Below are 21,767 nucleotides of genomic sequence, written 5' to 3'. Positions count from 1 at the left end.
CCTGCTTTAGCTGGGGGTAAATAATTAAGAGGCGCACAGTTGGCTTTAGCCGAAAGAAGCACGATATATTTTGGCTGTAGCAATATTCCTCCAGCTAAAGCATAATGTCATTAAGTTAAGGATTATCAAAATAAAGTCTCACGCAGATTTTAGCGTATTAAAATAAAAAAAAATCCGCAGAATCTGAGTGAAAAAAGCTCCTAACTTAATGACATTGAGCTAAAGCAGGAGGCTATTCAAAATGGTCCTTTTATAATTTTTTTAATTTACAGTATAACAATTCAGAAAATGAGATACAACTTGTTTCGTTTCAGCGATAAGATAACTAGCAATTTGAATTAAATAGTAGCAGTCCCGAAAAGAGTAAACCGTAACTGAGACCGAAAACCGAAAACTGAGACCGCGACTGAGACTGAAAACTAAACACTCCTATTTAATCTTCTTAATAAGCTTAGCTTCTTCAGAAAAACGGGTTAGTTGTATCGTTGGGTTTCCAAGAAGAGAAAGTTCTGCATGGTCACCAACGGCTATTGCAATGGTAGTTTCTGCCAGAATACTTGCTGTAGCATAGTTCTCAACTGTAACATTAGAATCTTTTAAAGTAAATTTTGTTCCCGTGAAAATAGAATTATTGTCTAAACGAATGGTAGCTTTTTCAGCTATACCTTCAATGGCAGCAACGGCTTTCTGATATAAATCACATTTGAATTTTATGGCAGATACCAGTGTTTTAATCGAAGCGCTTTTACTTAATTGTAAACTGGCGTCTTCTGATTTTAAGTTGAGTTCAGTTTTTGATTTGTCGTCGGCAATCAAAGTGAATTTTTTTGAATTCACATTCAGGAATAGTTTAGAATAATCGAGGCTGTTAAAGGTAATGTCTTCTAACTGAACTTCCTGAAGGGCATAAATAGCAGCTTCATTTTTTGCAATTACATTTTTAAAAGAGTTTGTATAGGTAACGCGAACAATCAGTTTTTTAAAAATGGTTGTTTCTTTAGAAGTATACAAACGAAGTGTTCGGTCTCTAAGGTCCATTCCAATGATGTCGTGAAGATTGTCATCGGCTTCGATTTTGATCTCGTTTTTCTCTCCTTTTTCCAGGTAAACTTCCAAATTATCATCGGCTTCAATACCATCAAATTCTCCTACTTCTTTTACCGAAGTGGTTACGATTTTAGATCCTTTTATTTTCTCTCTCTTTTGTGCGAAAGTTACCGTTGTAAGTAATAATAATAGGAGTAAGGCGGTGTTCTTTTTCATTAATTCTATAATTTGATTTTAGACAAATATAAAAAAATCATCCACTTTTGGTGAATGATTTCTTCTATATTTAACACATTAGTAAGGTTTAACTCTTGCTAATGTTCCCTCCCGAACTCGCTGTTTTTTCAATAATTTTAGGAGTAGTGTCATAATTTATGTTTCCTCCGCTGGAAGCTTCCGCTTTTAGACTTACTATAGGATGTACATTTATGGTTCCTCCGCTCGAAACATCAGCATGAACTTCGTTTGCTAATAATTTCTGTGCATCAATAGTGGCTCCGCTGGATGCTGAAGTGGTGACTTTTAATGCTTTCCCTTTGATATTGATATTACTTCCGCTTCCTGAATTGCAATTAATATTGTCAGATTCTACATCAACCATCATGTTAGCAGCACTAGAGCTTTCCAGGCTTATATCTACTGCCCGAATGGTGTTTTTGCTTTGTACATTAGAAGCGCTTGAAGCTTCCAATTTATCAATAACCGGCATTTTTACCGTCACTGTTTTCATTGTAACATTTCGGAAAGAACTAAATTTACAGCTAATTCTCAATGTTCCGTTTTCTACTTTAGTAATTATGTTGTCCTGTAAATTGTCATCGGCTTCAACAACAACTTCCGTAGAGTCAGATTGTACGATAACCAGATCAATGGCATTGCTTACGGATACGTTTTTGAAATCTCCGTTAACGATTCTTTTTTCCTTAGTAACTTTTCCGCTTCCTTCAATACTGTTGATGTTACCGCAAGAGGCAAACAACAATGCAGTGATAGTAGCAACTACAAATTTCGTAATATGAATGATTATTTTTATCATGGCTTAGTTAATTTTGATTATTACTCCGTTTTTGTCTGTGGTTAATTTTCCGGTAGTTTTTTTACCGTTTAAAACTTCTTTTCCATTAATTTTAATCGATACTTCTTTTACAGTGTCTGTAACAATATTGTTTTCTTCGTCTGCATCCTCATCAAAGTCATTTTCGTCAGCTGGACAATTAAGACATTTAACTTTTGAACCTTCTACTTTATAGCTATAGTCGCCGCTAAAGTGTAAGTTGAAGAAATCATTTTCAGAATCATCGTAATCTTGTACAGAAGTGTCCGGTTTAAACAACTGTCCTTCCGGCAAGTACAAATATACATCAACTTCTTGTCCTCTGAATTTATTTTTAACCCCTGTTAAGAAATAATTGTCTAAAACTAATTGATTTCCATTTAGTTGAATTTTATAGTCAATTTTTTCGGCTCTTTGTTTAGCAGCTGTAAAAGAATTTCCTCTGGCGGTTTTTTCTATTTGTAAATAAGCAGTTGCATTATCGGTACGCAAAACATGTAAACGCACATCATTTGAGTAGATTAAGGCATTGTTTGCAGAATCCTGTACAAATTCGAAATCTCTGTGATGATTCAGGCCTTTAGCATAATAATCATTGTATCTGAATTTTACAAAAAGAGTATCCTGAGGGTTAATGTTGATTGTTTTTTTCTCCACTACTTTATTGTCGTATGAAAGTTCAGTAGCTTGTTTTATTCCAACACTTATTGCAATAGCAACCGCAATAATCCAAACGGCCAACAACGTATATTTAGTAATGTTTCCAATTGATTTCAAGTTTGGTGACAATAGTTTGAAACCTAAAAGTGTCAAAAAGAAAAACGGAATTCCAACAGCAAAGAACATTAGTAAACCAAACACCCAGATCGGATAGTCGGTAAAATTTCCTGCGTCAACAAAATTCTGCCATGGGAACTCAATAAAAATGTTTGATCCCAAAGTAAAAACGCCAATCAACAATAAAATTAAAGTTGATATTCCTGACATGATCAAAATAATTCCTAAAAACTTAGCAAAGATTTTAAAAACCGTCATGATAAAGTCTCCAAATGAACTACTTATTCTCTCAGCTCCCGACTTTACCTGGTTTCCCATTTGATCATAATCTGCATTTTTAAATTTGTCAGATAAAGATTCAATTTCTTCACGAACTTTTTTTTCAATGTTGCTAATGGTTACCGGTTCCCCTGTCATTTCCAGTTTTTCAGATGTTGTAACGGCTTCGGGAGTTACAACCCAAAGAACGAAATAAGCTAAAATTCCTGTTCCAAAACCTGCGAAGACAAATATTAAGAATAGAATTTTTATCCAAACTGCTTCAATTCCAAAATAATGACCTAAACCTGTTGCCACACCACCAAGCATACCTTTCTCTTTGTCACGGTACAATTTTTTGTGTTTTCTGGTACCGGATCCATTAAAGGACTGGTTTGATTTTTCTTCGTCTTCAATGATATAATCTTCCGGCTGACCCATAACTGCAATCACCTCATCAACGTCTTTCAATGCCACAACATGTTTCTCGCTTTTTTGTTTTTCTGTTAGTAATTCAGAAACACGCATTTCGATGTCTTTAATAATTTCGTCCTGTCCGGAAGAATTATTCAGGGATCGTTTTATAGCGTCAAAATAGCGCGTTAGTTTTACATATGCATCTTCATCGATGTGAAAAAACATACCTCCTAAGTTAATATTTACTGTTTTGTTCATGACTATTGTTTTTGATTGGTGATTAGTTTTACGGCGTCAGACAATTCTGTCCAGGTACCGCTAAGTTCGTTTAAAAATGTTTGTCCTATTTCAGTTAATCCATAATATTTTCGTGGTGGTCCTGAAGTTGATTCTTCCCAACGATAATTAAGTAAGCCGTCGTTTTTCAATCTAGTTAAAAGTGGATAAACAGTTCCTTCAACAACTAGTAATTTGGCGTTTTTTAAAGTGTCTAATATTTCTGATGTATATGCGTCTTTTTCTTTTAATACCGATAAGATGCAAAACTCAAGAACACCTTTGCGCATCTGTGCTTTTGTGTTTTCAATGTTCATAATTTCATTTTGTTTTTTTTAGATTGAACAATTCGTTTTTTGATTGATGATGATTGATTGATGATTGATCTCGAATTTATTCTGTTAGAATTAGCTCGTATTGTCGTATAACTTTTAATCTTTTACAATTACTTTATAAAAGGAATTGTGAGTGGGTATTTGTAATATTCTCCGTTTGATGTTTTTATAGAAGCATAAATGATTAAAAAGAACTCTACTACTTTTAACATTCCAAAAAGTAAAACCGCCGTTGCTCCAACGCTTAATAATCCGATATGCCCGTCAAAGTTGAAATTTCTGATTACATAGTTGTCATTGTAAAGAAAAGCTTCGATCGGAATATTTTGCAATACTACACTGATGAAAATCGGAATTGCAATTAAAGCCAGAATCAAAGTGTAAAGCAATAAACTCAATTGAAAATTCAATACCTGTTTTCCGTGGTGGTTTACAAATTCTGATTTGTCTTTGTAACCCGTCCAGATCAGGATTGGAAAAATATAATTCCCAAATGGAATAATATATTGACTTAATGCACTAAGATGTGTGAACGTTGCAGTGTTCTTTTCTGATGTTGTTTCCATGATGAGTGGTGTTGATGTTTCCATGATTAAAAGTATATAGTAATTTCTTATGCAAATATATATCCAAAAGACAGTATCTTGTTTTGCATAGTACCAAATGTTAACAAAATTTTAACATGTATAAGGTTTTGAACAGGCATTAAGAAAGCTGAAAATCAGCGTTAATACCAGTGTTTACGGCTATTGTAGGAAAGTAAGAAGAATTTATTGTGCGTGCATAGTTTTTTTGTATTTTTACATAAAAAAATAAATAATATGGCAGTTTCAGTTTCCAAACTCAACAAATTTGTATTATTCAAGTTACCCTCAGCGTTCATTTGTGGCGTTCGGGTAAAAGCAATCGACAAAGACAGTTGTATCGTAAGTGTAAAGCACCGTTGGATTAATCAGAATCCGTTTAGTTCGATGTATTTTGCGGTTCAGGCAATGGCGGCTGAGCTAACAACAGGCGCTTTGGTGATTTCTCAAATTCAGGAAAGCGGAAGAAAGATTTCTATGTTAGTAGCCAACAACAAAGGGAACTTTACTAAAAAGGCAACAGGCCGAATTACATTTGCTTGTAACGACGGGCATTTAATAGCCGAAGCGATTCAGCAAACTATTGCAACCGGAGAAGGACAAACTTTCTGGATGAAATCTATAGGAACCAACGAAGAAGGCGTTCAGGTCTCAGAAATGGATTTTGAATGGAGCGTTAGGTTAAAGTAGGTTTTTTTTTGAGTGGAGGTTCAAAGGTACAGAGGCACAAAGGTGAGGAGGTTTTTGAATAGCTTTGCCTGGAAGTAAAATATATAAAAAACGAAGCCGTTTCATGAATTATGAAACGGCTTTTCTTTTTGAAATTAACAAAGATTACTTCTTTTTAGAGCAACATTTTTTACTGTCTTTTTTAGACATGTCACAAGTTTTTGCGTCAGATTTAGATTTTTCTTTGCTTGTTGTTTTTGCTGCTGTTTCTTTTTTAGCTGCCGGTTTAGTTTCCTGAGCTGATATACCAACTGAAAATAAAGCAACGGTCAATACTGTAATTACTTTTGTCATTTTTTGTGTTTTTGAAAGTTGATGATTCTGTTTTTGAACGAATCAAATATAAAAGGATTTTCGGTTCGTAAGAATAAGTGTATTGTTAATGTTTTTGTAAATGTGAATTGTCAGATGTTAAAATGTAAAATGTGAACAGTCTTGAATCTGTTTTCTTATTCTTGTTCCTCAGAGTCATACGACCTTTTTATGAAAAATTGAATTAACATTGTTATGAATAAAACGATTATAAAAAAGAAGTTTAAAACTAATAATCCAACAAAAGGCATCCCACAATGAGATCGTCCCTCTAAATTAGAACTAAGGATTTCAGAGGCTAAGAAAAAAAATACAATTTGTGAAATAAAACTAATCAAACACACTTGAGATAAATTTAATTTTATGCTTTCTGCGATAGCTTTTCTTCCAAATAGTATTTGAAAAATTAATGGTGAAGTAACTAATAAAAAAAGGATAATTCCGGACATAAAATTTGATTTGGGTTAATTGTTTATGTGCTTTGTCAAAATTAATGCCAATTCAAACCGAATGAATAAATAAAATTGTTGTTTTCTTTTTTTTGATTTAAAAGCCTTAACCCTTAATGTTCTAAGCAAACTTATTAACTTAAATGGTTAAAAAAACTACTATTAATAATTCAAATTAACACCAAATCCAACACCCATATCACTGTCATAATGCGTCGTGATTCCTAAGTTTCTGGTTGCAATGTATTTCAACCCGGCCATATATTCCTTATCTGTATTCCACATTAAATTCATTCGCAAACGTCTGGATAACGGAATGTCTTTTCGTTCGAACTGCAAACGAACGTTTCCGTCAGTATAAACCTCAACTTGCGCTTTTACCAACATGGGAAGCGTATATTCCAAACCGGCACTAAAAACAGAACGATTGTCTTTTGTATTTTTTTGTCCGAAAAGGTTTTGTTCTTGTTCGTCTATACCCATTTTTCTGTAACGCCAGTCAAAACCAATAAAAGGCATCAACATTTGATTTTTACCGATGTAACGTCCAATATGGGTTTCGGTTTCGTAACCGTGACGATCGTTGTAACCCAATCTCCATTCGGTTCCAATGCTCCATCGGGTGTTGCTGAACATGGCTTCCCCATCATTTCCGTTAGTAGCAAAATCATTTTCTGCTCTGAAATGAAACATCCGATCGTCCATTTTTAGCATCTTGTAGGCCATTTTCGGGTCTTTAATCAACGGGTTCGGTGCTGAATTTTCGTAACTGAAAATACGTCCCATCCCAGCCATCATATGGTATAAAATATGACAGTGAAAAAACCAATCGCCATCTGCATTCGCCTGAAATTCGATCGTATCGGTTTCCATTGGCATAATGTCAATAACGTTTTTGAGGGGCGAATAGTCACCATGTTCGTTCAGGATTCTAAAATCATGCCCGTGTAAATGCATCGGATGGCGCATCATTGATCCGTTGTACAATACAATTCGAACGGTTTCTCCTTTTTTAATTAAGATTTTGTCGGTTTCAGAAATTACTTTATTGTCCAGACTCCATACATAACGGTTCATATTTCCGGACAATTCAAAACGTAATTCTTTTACGGGTGCGTCTTTTGGAAGCGTTGTTTTAGTCGGTGATTTTAGCATTCCGTAATTCAACGTAACAATTTCGGCAGTTTCGGTGCTATCAGTTGCCATTTGCATTCCTTCGCTATTATGTTGTGAATGATCCATTGGCTTTGGTGTTTCCTCTTCGCCTGTAATTTCAGGATACATGACGGCATTCATATCCATTTTATTCAATGTCATGTTCATGCCCATGTCGTTCATGTCGCCATTCATTTTCATCATGTCGTTCATCATTTTCATACCTTCAAAATATTTTAATTTTGAAAGAGGAACGATCGGTTGTTTAATTCCATTACCTAAATATAAAGAAGCTGCGCCTGTTCTGTCTTCGGCTGTAGCCAAAAAAGCAAAGGATTTATTGTCTTCGGGAATGGTAACTACAATATCGTAAGTTTCAGAAACGGCAATAATCAGACGATCGACTTCTACGGGTTCAACATCGTTACCATCGCTGGCCACGACTGTTATTTTTCCGCCTCCGTAAGTCAGCCAGAAATAGCTGGAGGCTCCTCCGTTTGCAATTCGAAGCCTTACTTTTTCTCCGGGTTTGAATTGTGAAAGCTGGTCTTCATTTTTTCCATTGATTAAAAACTTCTCATAATACACATCACTTACGTCCATGGCATTCATTCGTTTCCATTCATTCGTCACCTTGGTCGAAAAATGGCCTTGTTTGATGGCTTCGGCATAACTTTGAGTGGTTCCTTTTTTTATCGCAAACCAATCGTTGGCGTTGTGTAGCATTCGTTGTACATTCTCGGGTTTCAAATCGGTCCATTCACTCAAAATAACCGGAACCGTTGGTAAATCGTCAATACCTTTTCTGAAAGTTGGATCGTCTTTCTTTTTATTGATGATAAAAAGTCCGTACAACCCCACTTGCTCCTGAAGTCCGGAATGACTGTGGTACCAATACGTCCCGTTTTGTATAATTGGGAAACTGTACTTGTGCGTTGTTTTTGGTGCAATCGGCATTTGAGTTAAATACGGAACACCGTCTTCTTTATTGGGCAAAAATAAACCGTGCCAATGCAATGAAGTATTTTCTTTTAATTCGTTGTGCACATAAATTTCGGCAGTATCTCCTTCTGTAAAAGTTAGTGTTGGCATTGGAATCTGACCATTTACGGCAAAAGCGTGTTTTTCCTTTCCGGAAAAGTTGACGATTGTATCGCGTACGTACAAATCATAGCGTACGATTTTCTGGGCTTTCATCGTGATAACAACAAAAAAGGCTAAAATAATATAGTAAGCTTTCATAAGAGTTTAAAGTTTTAAATTTCGCAATCGCAATGCATTGACGATTACAGATACGGAACTCAGACTCATTGCTAAGGCCGCCAACATAGGCGAAAGCAGAATTCCAAAAAACGGATATAAAATTCCTGCTGCAATTGGCACCCCTAAAACATTGTATATAAAGGCAAAAAACAAGTTTTGTTTGATGTTTGACATTACACCGTGGCTGAGGTTTTTGGCCTTAACAATTCCGTTAAGATCTCCTTTTACCAAGGTTATTTTGGCACTTTCTATAGCAACATCGGTTCCGGTTCCCATGGCAATTCCGATATTGGATTGTGCTAAAGCCGGAGCATCGTTGATTCCGTCTCCCGCCATGGCCACAATTTTTCCTTCGGCTTGCAAGCGTTGAATTTCTTTTAGTTTGTCTTCCGGTAAACAATCGGCTTTAAAGGAAGTTAAATGCAAATGATCTGCTACTGCTTTTGCGGTATTGTGATTGTCGCCGGTTAACATAATCACTTCAACACCCTGATCAATTAAGGCTTTGATTGCTTTGGCACTGTTTTCTTTGATGGCGTCTGTAATGGTTACATAACCCAAAACAGTTTGGTCAATTGCGATATAAGAGACCGTTTTGCCTAAGTTTTGTTCTGCGATGATCTTGTTCTCAATAGCTTCAGAAATGGAAGCTTTAACCTGAAGCATCAGTTTTTTATTTCCCAGCGCTACTTTTTTAGCATTAACTGTTCCCAAAACTCCTTTTCCGGCAATAGTTTCAAAATCCGGAACTTCTACTGTAGTACTATTTTTAGCTTTTGAGAAATTTACAACGGCTTGTGCCAAAGGATGTTCACTGTATTGATTTAGCGAAGCGATACTTTGCAATAATGAATCGACATCATTGTCTACAGCATAAATTTTTTCAACTGAGGGTTTTCCTTCTGTAATGGTTCCGGTTTTATCCGTAATCAGAACATCGATTTTGTTCATGTTTTCCAGCGCTTCGGCATTTTTAATTAAAATGCCCAATTGAGCTCCTTTACCCACACCCACCATAACCGACATCGGAGTGGCTAGCCCTAAAGCACATGGACAGGCAATAATTAAAACGGCAATTGCATTGATTAATCCGTATACATAAGCGGGTTCCGGACCAAATTTCGCCCAGGCGATAAAAGTTAAAATCGAAATTAATACTACAGTAGGTACAAAATATTTAGCGACTTTATCGGCTAATTTCTGAATTGGTGCTCTCGAACGGCTGGCATCATTTACCATTTGAATGATCTGTGAAAGCATGGTTTCTGAACCTACTTTTTCGGCAATCATAACAAATGATTTGGTTCCGTTTATGGTTCCTGAAATGACAGCATCGCCGATTTTTTTATCTACAGGGATTGGTTCTCCGGTAATCATCGATTCGTCGATATTGCTTTCACCTGAAGTGATTTTTCCGTCTACCGGAATTTTTTCTCCCGGTTTTACGCGTAATAGATCTCCTTTTTTGATGTTGTGAATAGAGATTATTTTATCTGTTCCGTTTTCTACCAGAGTGGCCTCGGTTGGAGCTAGCTTTAATAATTCTTTTATAGCGCCGTTGGTTTGGCCATGTGCTTTTGCTTCCAACAATTGTCCGAGTAAGACTAAAGTTATAATAACGGTTGCGGCTTCAAAATACAAATGAATCGTTCCGTGATGTGATTTGAATTCTGCGGGAAAAATATCCGGAAAAAACATTCCGGCAACACTGAACAAAAAGGCAACGCTGGTTCCGATTCCGATCAGAGTAAACATGTTCAGATTCCAAGTAAGAATTGATTTCCAGGCGCGGACGAAAAACATCCATCCTGCATAAAAAAGCACCGGAATAGAAAAAAGGAATTGAACCCAATTCCAATTTTCAATAGACATCAATTTGTAAAGCGGATTGTTCGGAATCATTTCCGACATTGAAATAATAAAGAGGGGTAGCGTAAATAATACGGCAATCTTCATTTTTTTCAGTAAATCTAAATAGGTTTTGTTTTCATCATTTTCTGAAGCTTGCATCGGAACCAAATCCATTCCACAAATAGGACAGTCACCGGGTTCATCCGAAATAATTTCCGGATGCATCGGACAGGTAAACTGTGTATGGGTGATGGCAATCTGTGGCACTAAATCCATACCACAGACGGGACAATCTCCTGCTTTGTTGTAAGTTTTGTCTCCTTCGCAATGCATTGGACAATAAAAGACTCCTGTAGCGTTATGCGGGATAACAGTCGTTTTTTTTTGTTCGTGATTTTTATGCTCCTGTCCATTTTTAGAAGAACAGCAAGATTTAACGATTGGTTCTTCAGTGTCTTTCGACGATTTCATTTCAATGGTATATTTTCCGGCTGCAGTTAAAACTTCTTGAAGTTTTTCTGTTGCAACGTGTTTGTCCATTGTGATCGTTGCCGTTTGTGGATTTAAAGTCACGACGGCTTGTACGCCTTCAATCGTGTTTAAAGTGTTTTCAACCTTGGTGCGGCAACCATTACAGGACATTCCTGAAATTATATATTGATGTGTCATTGCTTTGTTCTTTTAATATTACAATGCAAATTTCCGAAGTAACGGTTACTTCTTGTTGTATAATTTTGAGTATGATTTGTAAGATTTACAAAATTTTATTTTATCGCAAAGGCTTAAGGTTTTTTCTAGCACGCAGATTTAGCAGATTAGGCTGATCTATTTACCTAATATAAAAAAATCTGCGCGATCTGCTAAATCTGCGTGCAAAAAAATTAGGTATAAAATTAAAAAGGATTCGCAATGCTATAATTAAACTTTGCGAACCTTGCGGTTAAATCTTGATGGTTACAAATTCTCAATCTGAATGCGTTTTTTGTCTTTTAACTGCTTAAAATAGGTAGGCGTAAAACCTGTAATTTTTTTAAACTGATTGCTTAAATGTGCCACATTACTATAATTGAGTAAATCGGCGATTTCGCTTAACGAAAGTTCATTGTAAATCAGTAATTCTTTTACTTTCTCTATTTTTTGGCTGATGAAGTACTTTTCAATAGTGGTGTTTTCTATTTCCGAGAATAAATTACTGAGCGTACTGTAATCCTGGTTGAGGTTTTCGACCAGATAATCGGACAGGTTAATTTTGAGTTCATTGTTTTTATGATGCACCAGATCGATAATAAGTGTTTTGATCTTTTCGATCGTTTTACTTTTCTTGTCATCAATCAAATCAAAACCTAAGGCGTTTAGCTTATGGAGTAAAGCTTCTTTTTGATTTTCTGTGATCGCGTCTTTTAATTCAACTTCACCTAATTCTACAGAAATAGTTGGAAGCCCGAGTTTTTCAAACTCAGACTTCACAACCATTTTACATCTGCTGCATACCATGTTTTTGATATAGAGCTTCATCTTTATTTGATCGTTTCTACCACATTTCCGCAAGTAAGCATCGATGAACCGTAGTATGGATTCTTAACGGCTTTTTCTTTGCTCAACCAATTGGCATCTGCCATAGGGCAATATTGGTAATAAACAGGCTGAGATGCACCGGATGCTTTGATCAGTTCGTAAGTGTTTTTAGACAACGATTTGAAAGTCTCACGTTGTTTTTTAAGATCCTGATTAGATGAAATTGCTTTAGCATCAGAGGTCATTTTTTTCATGACTTTCATCCAGACATTGTGCTCGTTGTTTTTTAGTTTGTCCATTTTTACAGCGCCAATTGAAGCTAATAAAGTGGTTGCTTTCGCTGAAGATGTTTTTGCATCACTTTTGATAAGGGCATCTTTCAAAGCAAAATAATTGTCAAAAACAGCTTGAAGTGAATTGGAGTCCTGAACGTCTGCTGTCGTTATTTGAGTTTTTACTTCTGTCGCTGTTATGGTGTTTACAGACAAGGTTATTGTGATGGCTGCCAAAACAGCTTTTATTGTGTTTTTCATTTTGATATATTTTTAATAAGGATTTTAATTCCTTTAAATTAGTTTTTTTCTTTGAGAATTTGTGGGGTTGTGCGAAAGTTTAACTGCAAAGTTCGCGGGGGTTTGCGTGTAGGGGTGTGTTTCTTGCTCGCAAAGTCGCAAAGACGCTAAGTTTTTTGTTTCAGGTTTCAAGTTTCAGGTTTCAAGTTTCAAGTTTCAGGTTGAGACTGTGACCGAGACTATAAACTGAGACTGCTTTTCACTGACAAAACCCACTTATGGCTGTCACGAATGCAATTACTTTATTTTAGGAGGCAACCAAATAGAGGTGAAACCATCAGAAATGTTGGCTTCGTTGTAATAGGAGATCGTTTTTTTTGTTGAAAAATTGAAGCTACTGGTTTGAAGTTCAAAATCATTCGAAGCTGGGATGCTGAATTGTAAAGAAGAGGTTGTGCAATTGGTGTGACTGCATTTACCGTCGCAATTGTGTTGTTCTTTTTCTGCGGGATTGGTGTTTTTGCAACAGTCTTTTGTACAGTTGCCTTTTTCTTTTTTATCTGAAGAAATTTCTTTTTTTGAAGTATTTTTTTCTGTTTTATTTCCACATGCAAAACCATGACTTGGAATCAGGAAGAATCCAATGGTCAGGAAAAGGAATAATATGCAGGTTTTTTTACTCAAGAAAATCTTATTTGCAATACAAATTTAGGCAAAAATAGTTATCGGAGGATTCTTTTAAGATTTCAATAACTAAAGTCTTTTATAATTTGTAGGGTTCATGTTTTTTCTTTTTCTGAAATAATGTGACAAATGACTTTCATCAGTAAATCCAAATTCATGAGCGACTTGTTTGATTGACAGTTGATTGTTTTGAAAACGTTTTTCGATCAAAGTGGTTCGTAAATTGTGAATGTAATCCCGATAGCTAATGGAAAAAGTTCTTTTGAAATAAGAACTAAAATAGGTCTGCGCTATATTAAAATGAGCCGCAATTACTTTGATCTGAACCAATTTTGGCTGATAAATATTTTGATGAATATAAGAAGTGATTTGCTCGTTGTCGATGGCATTTCCTTTAACAACCAGATTCATTCCGCGTAGGGTTTCTTTTATCAAACCAAAGATGGAAAGGATTTGGTAGAACACGATCGGAGAATTAGAAACATCAGTTTCGCAGTTGTAAGCGGCAATGTTTTCGATTGTATTTCGCAGTATTGTTTTACACGGATCGTCTAATTTCAGAACTATTTCTTTTAGTGTTTTATCACGCATGAAACTTTCCGGAGTGTGGATTAAGAATTCATCGCAGGTCAGGTTTTGTTTCGAATTGAAATAATGATCCGTAAACTTGATATAAAAAAACCGAGTGCTTTTTTTAATATCAAAATAATGTTCGTCATCTGGCGAAATAACAAATAAGTCACCTGATTTATACGGTAATAAATTGTTGTTTAAATGATGAATGCCACTTCCTTTTTTGATAAAAATGATTTCATAATAACTATGAGAGTGGGGCGGCAGATGAAATTTTTCATCTTCAAATTCATCTATTACAAGTGTTTTGAATTGATTTAATCTTGGCATAACGTATATATACAAGTTTATGTCGTAAATATACAATTATTTTTATCAGCAAGGGCTTTAAATTTGCAGTATAGAAAATCTATTCCTTTCTTGTAAAAATAAAATGAAAAAAAGTCTTATTGCGCTGTCATTAGGTGGTTTAACGATCGGTATTACAGAGTTTGTAATGATGGGGTTGTTGCCTGATATTGCTTCAGATATGAATGTTTCCATTCCTGTGGCCGGATATTTGATTTCGGCTTACGCACTTGGAGTTGTTATCGGAGCACCTTTATTAGTAATTCTTGGAAGAAATTATGCTCCCAAGAAAATGCTTTTAATTTTAGCTGTGATGCTGACCGTTTTTAACGCTCTTTCGATCATTGCACCGGATTACGAATTTTTATTCGCCTCCAGATTCTTATCGGGCTTGCCACATGGTGCCTTCTTTGGAGTAGGAGCAGTAGTAGCAAGTCGTTTAGCCGATAAAGGCAAAGAAGCTCAGGCGATTGCCATTATGTTTTCAGGTTTGACATTGGCTAATCTGATCGGTGTGCCAATTGGAACCTATATTGGACACCATTTTATCTGGCGTCATACTTTTATACTTATTGCAATTGTCGGTTTGCTTACTTTTTTGTTTCTCTATTTATGGATGCCAAATCTGGAGAAAAATCAAAATGTAAATATGAGGACACAATTAAAATTTTTCCAACAGATCGATGCCTGGTTGATAATCGGAATTACAGCAGTTGGTTTTGGCGGATTGTTTGCTTGGATTAGTTATATCGCACCTTTATTGACAAACGTATCTAAATTTGCTGCAGAAGATGTTTCGTATATCTTGATTTTGGCAGGTTTGGGAATGGTTGTTGGGAATTTCTTAGGCGGTAAACTGGCCGATAAATTTTCACCGGCACCGACTACCTTAGCGTTATTGTTTGTAATGTCGGTCGATTTGATTTTGGTTTACTTTTTCTCTTTCAATCAGTATGCTTCTTTATTCTTTACTTTCTTAACAGGAGCAATTTCTTTCTCTGTTATTGCACCTATTCAGATGTTGATGATTCGTACTGCGAAAGATGCAGAAATGATTGCTTCGGCTTCTTTGCAGGGAAGTTTTAACATCGGAAATGCACTGGGTGCTTTCCTTGGTGGATTGCCTCTGGCTGCGGGTTACAGCTATGCTTCACCCAATCTTATCGGGGTTGGAATGTCTGTTGTTGGAATGCTTATCACTTTTGTTCTTATTCAGAGAAGAAGTACCGCTGTGGAAGTACAGGAAGTTAAAGTAGCGTAATTTTTTAAAGAAAAAATAACTTGAGAAACGTATAAAAATGTTTGTCTTTGTTCCGGGAAAATGGTACAGATTTCAAGAAAGTGCGTTTTGAACTTTGGCAAAGAGTTGCTAACCTGGCATACGAAAAAAAGGCACAGATTAAAGGATTAAAATGATTAAAAAAATCTGTGAGAATCTTTTTAATCTGTGGCAAAATAATTCGAGGCACTATTTTAAAGAACAAATTGCTTGCTTTGATGTAGAATTTTATTCATAAAAAAAGGCTGACAATATACTCGTCAGCCTTTTTTGTATTCGAAAAAAAATGATTTTTACCAGCCTTTTACAGCTCCGCCTTTAAATTCTTTTTCGGCCGCTTTTTCAACCTCAACCGATTGGAATGCTTTTAAGAATTTAAGAACTTTTGGATCATTTTTATTGTCTTCTCTTGAAACTACCAGATTTACATACGGTGAATCTTTATCTTCCACAAACAAAGCATCTCTTGATGGAACAAGTCCGGCTTGTGAGGAGAATGTGTTATTGATAATAGCAATCGTTACATTTTGATCGTCTAAGGTTCTTGGAATTTGTGGAGCTTCTAATTCTAAGATTTTTAAGTTCTTTGGATTTTCAGCAATGTCAATTACTTTTGGCAAAAGACCAACATTATCTTTCAATTTTATAAGACCATTTTTTTGAAGTAGTAATAACGAACGCCCACCATTTGTCGGATCATTTGGAATTACGATTGTACTTCCAGGTTTTAATTCAGCAAGTGTTTTTATTTTTCTGGAATAAGCGGCGATTGGATAAATAAAAGTTTTACCGATTATAGCCAATTTGTACCCTCTTTGTTTGGCTTGTGCATCAAGATAAGGTTTGTGCTGAAAAGCATTGGCGTCAATGTCGCCTTGATTTAAAGCTTCGTTTGGTACCACATAATCATTAAAAGAAATGAGTTCAACTTCTAAACCGTATTTGTCTTTAGCTACTTTTTGAGCGGCTTGAGCAACAGCAAATTCCGGCCCTGTAGCAACACCGATTTTTATGTGATTAGGGTCGTTTTTCTTTTCTTTTCCACAGTTAGAAAGCGTTAAAGCTAAGAGTAGAATTCCTGTAAGTATCGAAAATTTATTTCTGGTATTCATATTTTTATTTTTTAAATTAAAAAGGAGTTTATCTGTGATCGAAATATTTTGAAAGTCTGTCTCCGGTAAATTGTATGATAAATACAAGGGCCACAAGCAAAACTAAAACGGTATTCATAATGGTTGCATCATAACCGATATAACCATATTGGTAGCCAATTTGTCCCAGTCCGCCTGCACCAACAGCTCCGCCCATTGCAGAATAGCCAACAAGGGTGATCAGGGTAATGGAGGCCGCATTGATAAGAGACGGAAGTGCTTCCGGTAGTAACACTTTATATACAATTTGTAATGGTGTGGCGCCTAAAGCTCTTGCTGCTTCGATTAACCCTGAAGGCAGGCTCAGTAAACTGTTTTCGACCAATCTTGCAATAAAGGGAGCAGCTCCAATACTTAAAGGAACTAAGGCTGCACTAACTCCAATTGAAGTTCCAACCAAAGCTCTTGTAAAAGGAATCATCCAGACAATTAAAATAATAAACGGAATCGATCGGAAGATGTTTACGAGTATCGAAAGAATTCGGTTGAATACAACGTGTTCTAAAATCTGACCTTTTCGGGTAAGAAAGAGTAATATTCCCGAAGGAAGTCCCAATAAAAAACCGAAGAATCCGGCTAAAAATGTCATTACAATAGTTTCTAATGTACCTTGTAATAGTAGTGTTATAATAGATTCAGACATAGCCTAATAGTTCTGTTTTTACGTGTTTGTCATTAAAAAATTGAATGGCTTCTTTTTGCTGAGTTTCATTACCAGATAATTCAACAATAAGAATTCCGAAATTGGTTTCGCCGGCATAAGCGGTTTGTGCGGTAATAATATTGGCATTCACACCAAACTGAATGGCAGCCTGAGTTAGTATGGGTTCGTTTACCGATTTTCCATTGAGCTCCAATCGCAATAAAGGAAATAAGCCTTCTTTGTAAACCGATTGTAAGCGGTCCTGATACAGTTCGGGAATTTCAATATGTAAAGAGGAAGCTATAAACTCGCGTGTCAATTCGTTTTTTGGATTGGCAAATATCTCGCCCACAGTGCCTTGCTCAATTAATTTTCCATTACTGATTACGGCAACCTCATCACAAATTGCTTTTACAACTTCCATTTGGTGTGTGATTAGTAAAATGGTAATGTTCAGACGTTTGTTGATGTCTTTTAATAAATTTAAAATCGATCTGGTCGTTCCGGGGTCCAATGCGCTTGTTGCCTCATCACATAAAAGAACTTTAGGATTATTGGCTAAAGTTCTTGCAATGGCTACACGTTGTTTTTGCCCACCCGAAAGACTCGCCGGATAATCATTGATTTTTTCGGACAGTCCAACAAGGTCTAATAATTCCAGTACACGTTCTTTGATGGTGTTTTTGGAAGCTCCGGCTAATTCTAATGGAAAAGCCACATTCTCAAAAACGGTACGGGAGGATAAAAGATTAAAATGCTGAAAAATCATTCCGATTTGTCTTCTTTCCTGCGCCAACTGAGAATTACTTAATTGTAATAATGATTTTCCGTCTACAATTACGTCTCCTGAAGTTGGTTTTTCCAGTAAGTTGATACAACGAATCAAGGTGCTTTTTCCTGCTCCGGAGGTACCGATAACTCCAAAAACTTTACCCGCAGGTACGTGAAGTGTTACATCCTGAAGAGCAATAATTTCTCTTCCTGTTTTATAAAACTTTTTAGTAATATTCTTTAATTCTATCATATTCTGGTATTTCTAGTCGATTTGAAGAGTAGAAAGAAAAACACAATCTCTCTAAATTTCGCTGCAAATGTAAGTCACATTTTTTTTATAACAAAATCTATCGGCTAAGTAGAATATTAATTAGATGTTAATTATTGCATTTAAAAGCTGCTTATTGTTTAATAATGCGTTGAATTAGAGGGGTGATTTTAGGAATGTTTTATTTTTTTAGGTCTTGGTCTTGGTCTTGGTCTCAGTCACAGTCACAGACACAGTCTCAGTCTCGGTCTCAGTCTCAGTCTCAGTCACAGTCTCAGTCTCGGTCTCAGTTTACATTTTAGAACTTCATAGTAATAAACTAATAATACAATCTAAAATCAAGGAGTTTGCAAAGATTGTAATGTTTCTGATACAACTCTTCAACCACTTCGGTAAGATCGTCATTGTCCTGATACAAACTAAAAAAGGCCTTGTCGATAGTGCTGTAACTGGCAATTTTGTTGTAAGTAGATCCATAACCCGATATAGCACGTGCTCCGGTTATATCCAGAAAGTATTGGGCTTCTTCGGCGGTTAAGTCTAAGATTTTTCTGTTGGCGAAGTGGATTACTTTTCCTTTCATTTTCCCTTCAAAGAGTTCGGCTATTTCTTCCAGACTATAGTAATAATCGTGTAGGCAAATATTGTTAGGCTCTCCGGGCATCACTAAATATATGATTTCATAATCTTTAAAATTATGATCTTCATAAAGTAAAATGTTCAGGCTTTCTTCTAATCCTTCAATAGTGTCGCAGGCTCTGTAGATACTGGCTATACCTTGGTCAATTGCAATTTCTTCTAAATTTTTGACAACCTCAGTTGCACCAATGGTTTCTACATCGGGAACGCCTTCCAGACAGAAAATAAATTTTTCATAATCCATACCATTATATTTTCCGGTTTTCTATAAGCAACAAAGTGGTCGCCTTTGTTCTTCCTGACAAATATATTTTTTATTGTATAAAAAGTAGTAGACGAAAGGGGATTTTAACGATTTTTTTTAGTGTTTAGCTCTCGGTCTCGGTCTCAGTCGCAGTTTTCAGTCGCAGTTTTCAGTCACAGTCTCAGTCTCGGTTTGCGAGTTCGGATTTGAGATGAGACTGTGACTGAAAACTGCGACTGCAACTGCAACTGCAAACTAAAAAAAAGACACCAAGTTTTTTGGAATAAAATTTGTGTTAGTCGAGGAGCGATTTAGATGACTATCAAAAAACTATACCAACACTAATTAAATAAAAAACCACGTATGAGAATTTTTAAATGGACGAAGGAACAAATTGTAATTGTATTGTGTCTTGTATTTCAAATCGGACTTTCGCAGAATAGGACGCTGGTTGTTGTCGACAAAACAACAGGTTTTCCTATAGACAATGCCGCTATTTTTTCTATAGAGGAAAACGAAGGAACATTTACAAATTCAGAAGGTAAAGCGGCCATTGTATTGAAAAATGGTGCTTTTAAGATTTCAAAATTAGGTTTTGATGATGTTATTTTAGAAAAGGGATGGGAGACTCAATCAGATACAATTTTTATGATTGCCCAAGCAGTTCAACTTGACGAGATCGTTATAAAATCTTTTAATTTAAATAAAGCAATACAATATGTTTTAGATAATTATGCTCGTTTTTACGTTCATACTCCGTTTGAAAAAGAGTGCAGTTTTAAAGAAACAGTATCGGTAGATAACCAACTAAAAAGATTAATTCTGAGCAAGATCAATTGGTGGGACAAAACGTATGAATTTCAAAAGAGGAGTAAAATAAAACTGCGATTGGGCGCGATTGATTATAATAAAAATATTCCGCTGGATATTTTTACAGATGTTCCGCGTGTCAATGAGAATAACAGTGGTTATATAAATCCCGGTTCTTTAATTAGTGCAATTTATTTGAATTCCTGTCTTTCGAATTTCGTTAAGTTTAATAAAGACGTAATTGGAGTAGTCGAAGAATCTCCTTCGGATCAGATTATAGTATCTTTTGAGTCGGATTGGGAAACGACTAAAGAAGTTTCTAAAAGAGTAAGAGGTAAAGTTATTTTTGATAAAAAATCTAAAGCCGTTTTAGAATTTAGAAACACGGTCGAATACCAAAACAATTTAACTAAGGGAATTGTAAAAGAGAGTAAAAAGGAATCTATAACAGAAAATAAAACAGCATCGTGGAGATTAACTTTTCATAAAATAGAAAATGATGTACTGGCATTAAAATCTTTTGAAGCCAGCGCGGAAGCATTAATCACCTATGACAATAAAATGCATCCGGTAGTTTTTGAAAATTCCATCTATGTTTTTAAAGAAACAGCAGTTGATAAAGTAAATAATGATGGTTTAATTAATCTTTCGAAACCCATTTATCAAAGTTTGCCTGTTGCAACGATTGCAAGCACAAACACAATACTTTTGAATAAGATTGAAAGTGATTTTATTAATGGCAAATAGTAAAATGTGGTTTGTAAATTGTAAACTGAGACCGTAGACTGAGACTGCACAGCGAGACTAAAGACTAACCACTAACTTCTGTACAGGCTTTTTATGTCCGCAGGCGGCACAGAAGGCAGCTTTTGACGTTCGATAGGGTTTGTTGCAATTTTCGCAGGGAGAACCATATAATACAATTCTGTGATGCATGATGACATTGGGGTCTTTTTCTTCATAACCGGAAAGTTCTTTGTAATAATCGAGTAGTCCTTTAAAGCGTTCCTGTCTTGTCATAGTACACTTGCCGGTTTGAAAACCGTGACGATACAGTTTTGTTGCTATAAGATGTTCTTCTTCATTCAACATCGGGACTTCTTTTTTGCAACGCCAACACCAAAGATTTTTCATTGTATTATTTTTTATTAATCTAACTTTTGCAATGTTTTGTTGTGATATTCTGCTTTTTATTTTTTTATCGGCAACAGTTTTTTACATCCGATTACAAAAATCGTTTTTATTGTAAATAAAAAAACACGTATAAATACCTGTTTTTAGAGAAAAAGAATACTTTATCGAAAAGAAGTTTGTATAGGTTATAGGTAAAGATAATCAGTGGTTTATAGTTGTTGCTTTGTTTTTAGAATTTTTACTTCTATGTAAATCAATCCAAAGATTATTAAAATTTCACCAATAAAGTAGCTTATTCCTAAAGTAGTAAGTCGGTCCAGAAAAAAGAATACCAGTCCAAGTGTTGTAAGACAGTAGATGGAATTGGCCAAAATAATTGGTTTTAATAATTTTCGAATATTGGGTTTGGATATTGTAAAGCAAAAGAAGGAATAGAAGGCAAAAAGAAATGCTGTTAACGACAGCGCAGTGAGAATCGCTCTTGGCATACCAAAATAAATGTCAAAGGGACTGAGAACAAACAATAATAGAACAGCGGTCAAAAGAGCTCCCAAACCATCTAGGAGAAAAATAGTTTTGGGTTTAGATTGTATTTTTTCGATTTGCTTCGAGAACAGATTCATTTTTTATTGGATTGAAAAGAGTTATTTGATTTTGCCTATCGTCTTAAAATGATTGAAATTTAT

General features: G+C 35.5%; 20 protein-coding genes. 3 read left to right on the top strand and 17 right to left on the bottom strand.

Annotated elements, in window-relative coordinates:
* Window positions 1-429: 429 nt before the first annotated feature.
* From AB674_RS03885 to AB674_RS03865, 5 genes are all read right to left on the bottom strand, one after another.
* Window positions 430-1,263 (bottom strand): GIN domain-containing protein, encoded by an 834-nt coding sequence (locus AB674_RS03885; RefSeq protein ID WP_047774042.1) that lies wholly within the window; start codon window positions 1,261-1,263, stop codon window positions 430-432.
* 88 nt (window positions 1,264-1,351) lie between these two features.
* On the bottom strand, window positions 1,352-2,083 hold the full coding sequence (locus AB674_RS03880; protein ID WP_047774040.1) for a head GIN domain-containing protein: 732 nt from the start codon (window positions 2,081-2,083) through the stop codon (window positions 1,352-1,354).
* A 3-nt stretch (window positions 2,084-2,086) separates the two neighbouring features.
* Window positions 2,087-3,811 carry a PspC domain-containing protein gene (locus AB674_RS03875; RefSeq protein ID WP_047774038.1) on the bottom strand — a complete coding sequence of 575 codons (1,725 nt, stop codon included), beginning with the start codon at window positions 3,809-3,811 and terminating at the stop codon, window positions 2,087-2,089.
* A 2-nt stretch (window positions 3,812-3,813) separates the two neighbouring features.
* Window positions 3,814-4,146 (bottom strand): PadR family transcriptional regulator, encoded by a 333-nt coding sequence (locus AB674_RS03870; RefSeq protein WP_047774036.1) that lies wholly within the window; start codon window positions 4,144-4,146, stop codon window positions 3,814-3,816.
* A gap of 128 nt (window positions 4,147-4,274) precedes the next feature.
* Complete coding sequence (locus AB674_RS03865) at window positions 4,275-4,730, bottom strand: DUF4870 domain-containing protein (protein WP_047774455.1); 456 nt, start codon at window positions 4,728-4,730, stop codon at window positions 4,275-4,277.
* 255 nt (window positions 4,731-4,985) lie between these two features.
* Between AB674_RS03865 and AB674_RS03860 the strand changes: the two genes are divergently transcribed.
* Complete coding sequence (locus AB674_RS03860; RefSeq protein WP_047774035.1) at window positions 4,986-5,438, top strand: DUF4442 domain-containing protein; 453 nt, start codon at window positions 4,986-4,988, stop codon at window positions 5,436-5,438.
* 144 nt (window positions 5,439-5,582) lie between these two features.
* On the opposite strand, the gene AB674_RS22670 is transcribed toward AB674_RS03860, so the two are convergent.
* The 7 genes from AB674_RS22670 to AB674_RS03825 all read right to left on the bottom strand — a co-directional run bounded on the left by AB674_RS22670 (window position 5,583) and on the right by AB674_RS03825 (window position 14,121).
* The gene (locus AB674_RS22670) at window positions 5,583-5,771 is read right to left on the bottom strand and encodes a hypothetical protein (RefSeq protein WP_131701513.1); all 189 of its coding nucleotides are present in this window, start codon (window positions 5,769-5,771) and stop codon (window positions 5,583-5,585) included.
* Window positions 5,772-6,400: 629 nt separating this feature from the next.
* On the bottom strand, window positions 6,401-8,635 hold the full coding sequence (locus AB674_RS03850; RefSeq protein WP_047774032.1) for a multicopper oxidase domain-containing protein: 2,235 nt from the start codon (window positions 8,633-8,635) through the stop codon (window positions 6,401-6,403).
* Window positions 8,636-8,641: 6 nt separating this feature from the next.
* Window positions 8,642-11,176, bottom strand: coding sequence for a heavy metal translocating P-type ATPase (locus AB674_RS03845; protein WP_047774031.1), 2,535 nt, complete (start codon window positions 11,174-11,176; stop codon window positions 8,642-8,644).
* A 285-nt stretch (window positions 11,177-11,461) separates the two neighbouring features.
* On the bottom strand, window positions 11,462-12,022 hold the full coding sequence (locus tag AB674_RS03840; protein ID WP_047774029.1) for a helix-turn-helix domain-containing protein: 561 nt from the start codon (window positions 12,020-12,022) through the stop codon (window positions 11,462-11,464).
* Between the two features lie 2 nt (window positions 12,023-12,024).
* Window positions 12,025-12,555: a DUF3347 domain-containing protein gene (locus AB674_RS03835; protein WP_047774027.1), complete on the bottom strand. Its 531-nt coding sequence runs from the start codon at window positions 12,553-12,555 to the stop codon at window positions 12,025-12,027.
* A 276-nt stretch (window positions 12,556-12,831) separates the two neighbouring features.
* Window positions 12,832-13,218 carry a hypothetical protein gene (locus tag AB674_RS03830; RefSeq protein ID WP_047774025.1) on the bottom strand — a complete coding sequence of 129 codons (387 nt, stop codon included), beginning with the start codon at window positions 13,216-13,218 and terminating at the stop codon, window positions 12,832-12,834.
* Between the two features lie 69 nt (window positions 13,219-13,287).
* Entirely contained in the window at window positions 13,288-14,121 is an 834-nt protein-coding gene (locus tag AB674_RS03825) for an AraC family transcriptional regulator (RefSeq protein WP_047774024.1), read from the bottom strand.
* A gap of 103 nt (window positions 14,122-14,224) precedes the next feature.
* On the opposite strand from AB674_RS03825, the gene AB674_RS03820 reads away from it, so the two are divergent.
* Window positions 14,225-15,400, top strand: coding sequence for an MFS transporter (locus tag AB674_RS03820; protein WP_047774022.1), 1,176 nt, complete (start codon window positions 14,225-14,227; stop codon window positions 15,398-15,400).
* 311 nt (window positions 15,401-15,711) lie between these two features.
* On the opposite strand, the gene metQ is transcribed toward AB674_RS03820, so the two are convergent.
* The 4 genes from metQ to AB674_RS03800 form a co-directional block, all read right to left on the bottom strand.
* Entirely contained in the window at window positions 15,712-16,530 is an 819-nt protein-coding gene (gene metQ, locus AB674_RS03815) for a methionine ABC transporter substrate-binding lipoprotein MetQ (RefSeq protein WP_047774021.1), read from the bottom strand.
* Window positions 16,531-16,558: 28 nt separating this feature from the next.
* On the bottom strand, window positions 16,559-17,212 hold the full coding sequence (gene metI, locus AB674_RS03810; protein ID WP_047774019.1) for a methionine ABC transporter permease MetI: 654 nt from the start codon (window positions 17,210-17,212) through the stop codon (window positions 16,559-16,561).
* The gene (gene metN, locus AB674_RS03805) at window positions 17,205-18,236 is read right to left on the bottom strand and encodes a methionine ABC transporter ATP-binding protein MetN (protein WP_047774017.1); all 1,032 of its coding nucleotides are present in this window, start codon (window positions 18,234-18,236) and stop codon (window positions 17,205-17,207) included. Before metN ends, metI begins: the two co-directional genes overlap by 8 nt.
* A gap of 337 nt (window positions 18,237-18,573) precedes the next feature.
* Window positions 18,574-19,137, bottom strand: coding sequence for a DUF6642 family protein (locus tag AB674_RS03800; protein WP_047774015.1), 564 nt, complete (start codon window positions 19,135-19,137; stop codon window positions 18,574-18,576).
* Between the two features lie 363 nt (window positions 19,138-19,500).
* On the opposite strand from AB674_RS03800, the gene AB674_RS03795 reads away from it, so the two are divergent.
* The gene (locus AB674_RS03795) at window positions 19,501-20,694 is read left to right on the top strand and encodes a hypothetical protein (protein WP_047774011.1); all 1,194 of its coding nucleotides are present in this window, start codon (window positions 19,501-19,503) and stop codon (window positions 20,692-20,694) included.
* Between the two features lie 57 nt (window positions 20,695-20,751).
* Here AB674_RS03795 and AB674_RS03790 read toward each other — a convergent pair whose 3' ends face one another.
* On the bottom strand, window positions 20,752-21,081 hold the full coding sequence (locus AB674_RS03790; protein WP_047774009.1) for a hypothetical protein: 330 nt from the start codon (window positions 21,079-21,081) through the stop codon (window positions 20,752-20,754).
* Between the last annotated feature and the right edge of the window lie 686 nt (window positions 21,082-21,767).

The organism is Flavobacterium sp. ABG (assembly GCF_001027725.1).
Lineage (GTDB): Bacteria > Bacteroidota > Bacteroidia > Flavobacteriales > Flavobacteriaceae > Flavobacterium > Flavobacterium cupriresistens.
Note: the sequence above shows the minus strand (reverse complement) of the source record. Positions and strands in the feature narration are given on the sequence as shown.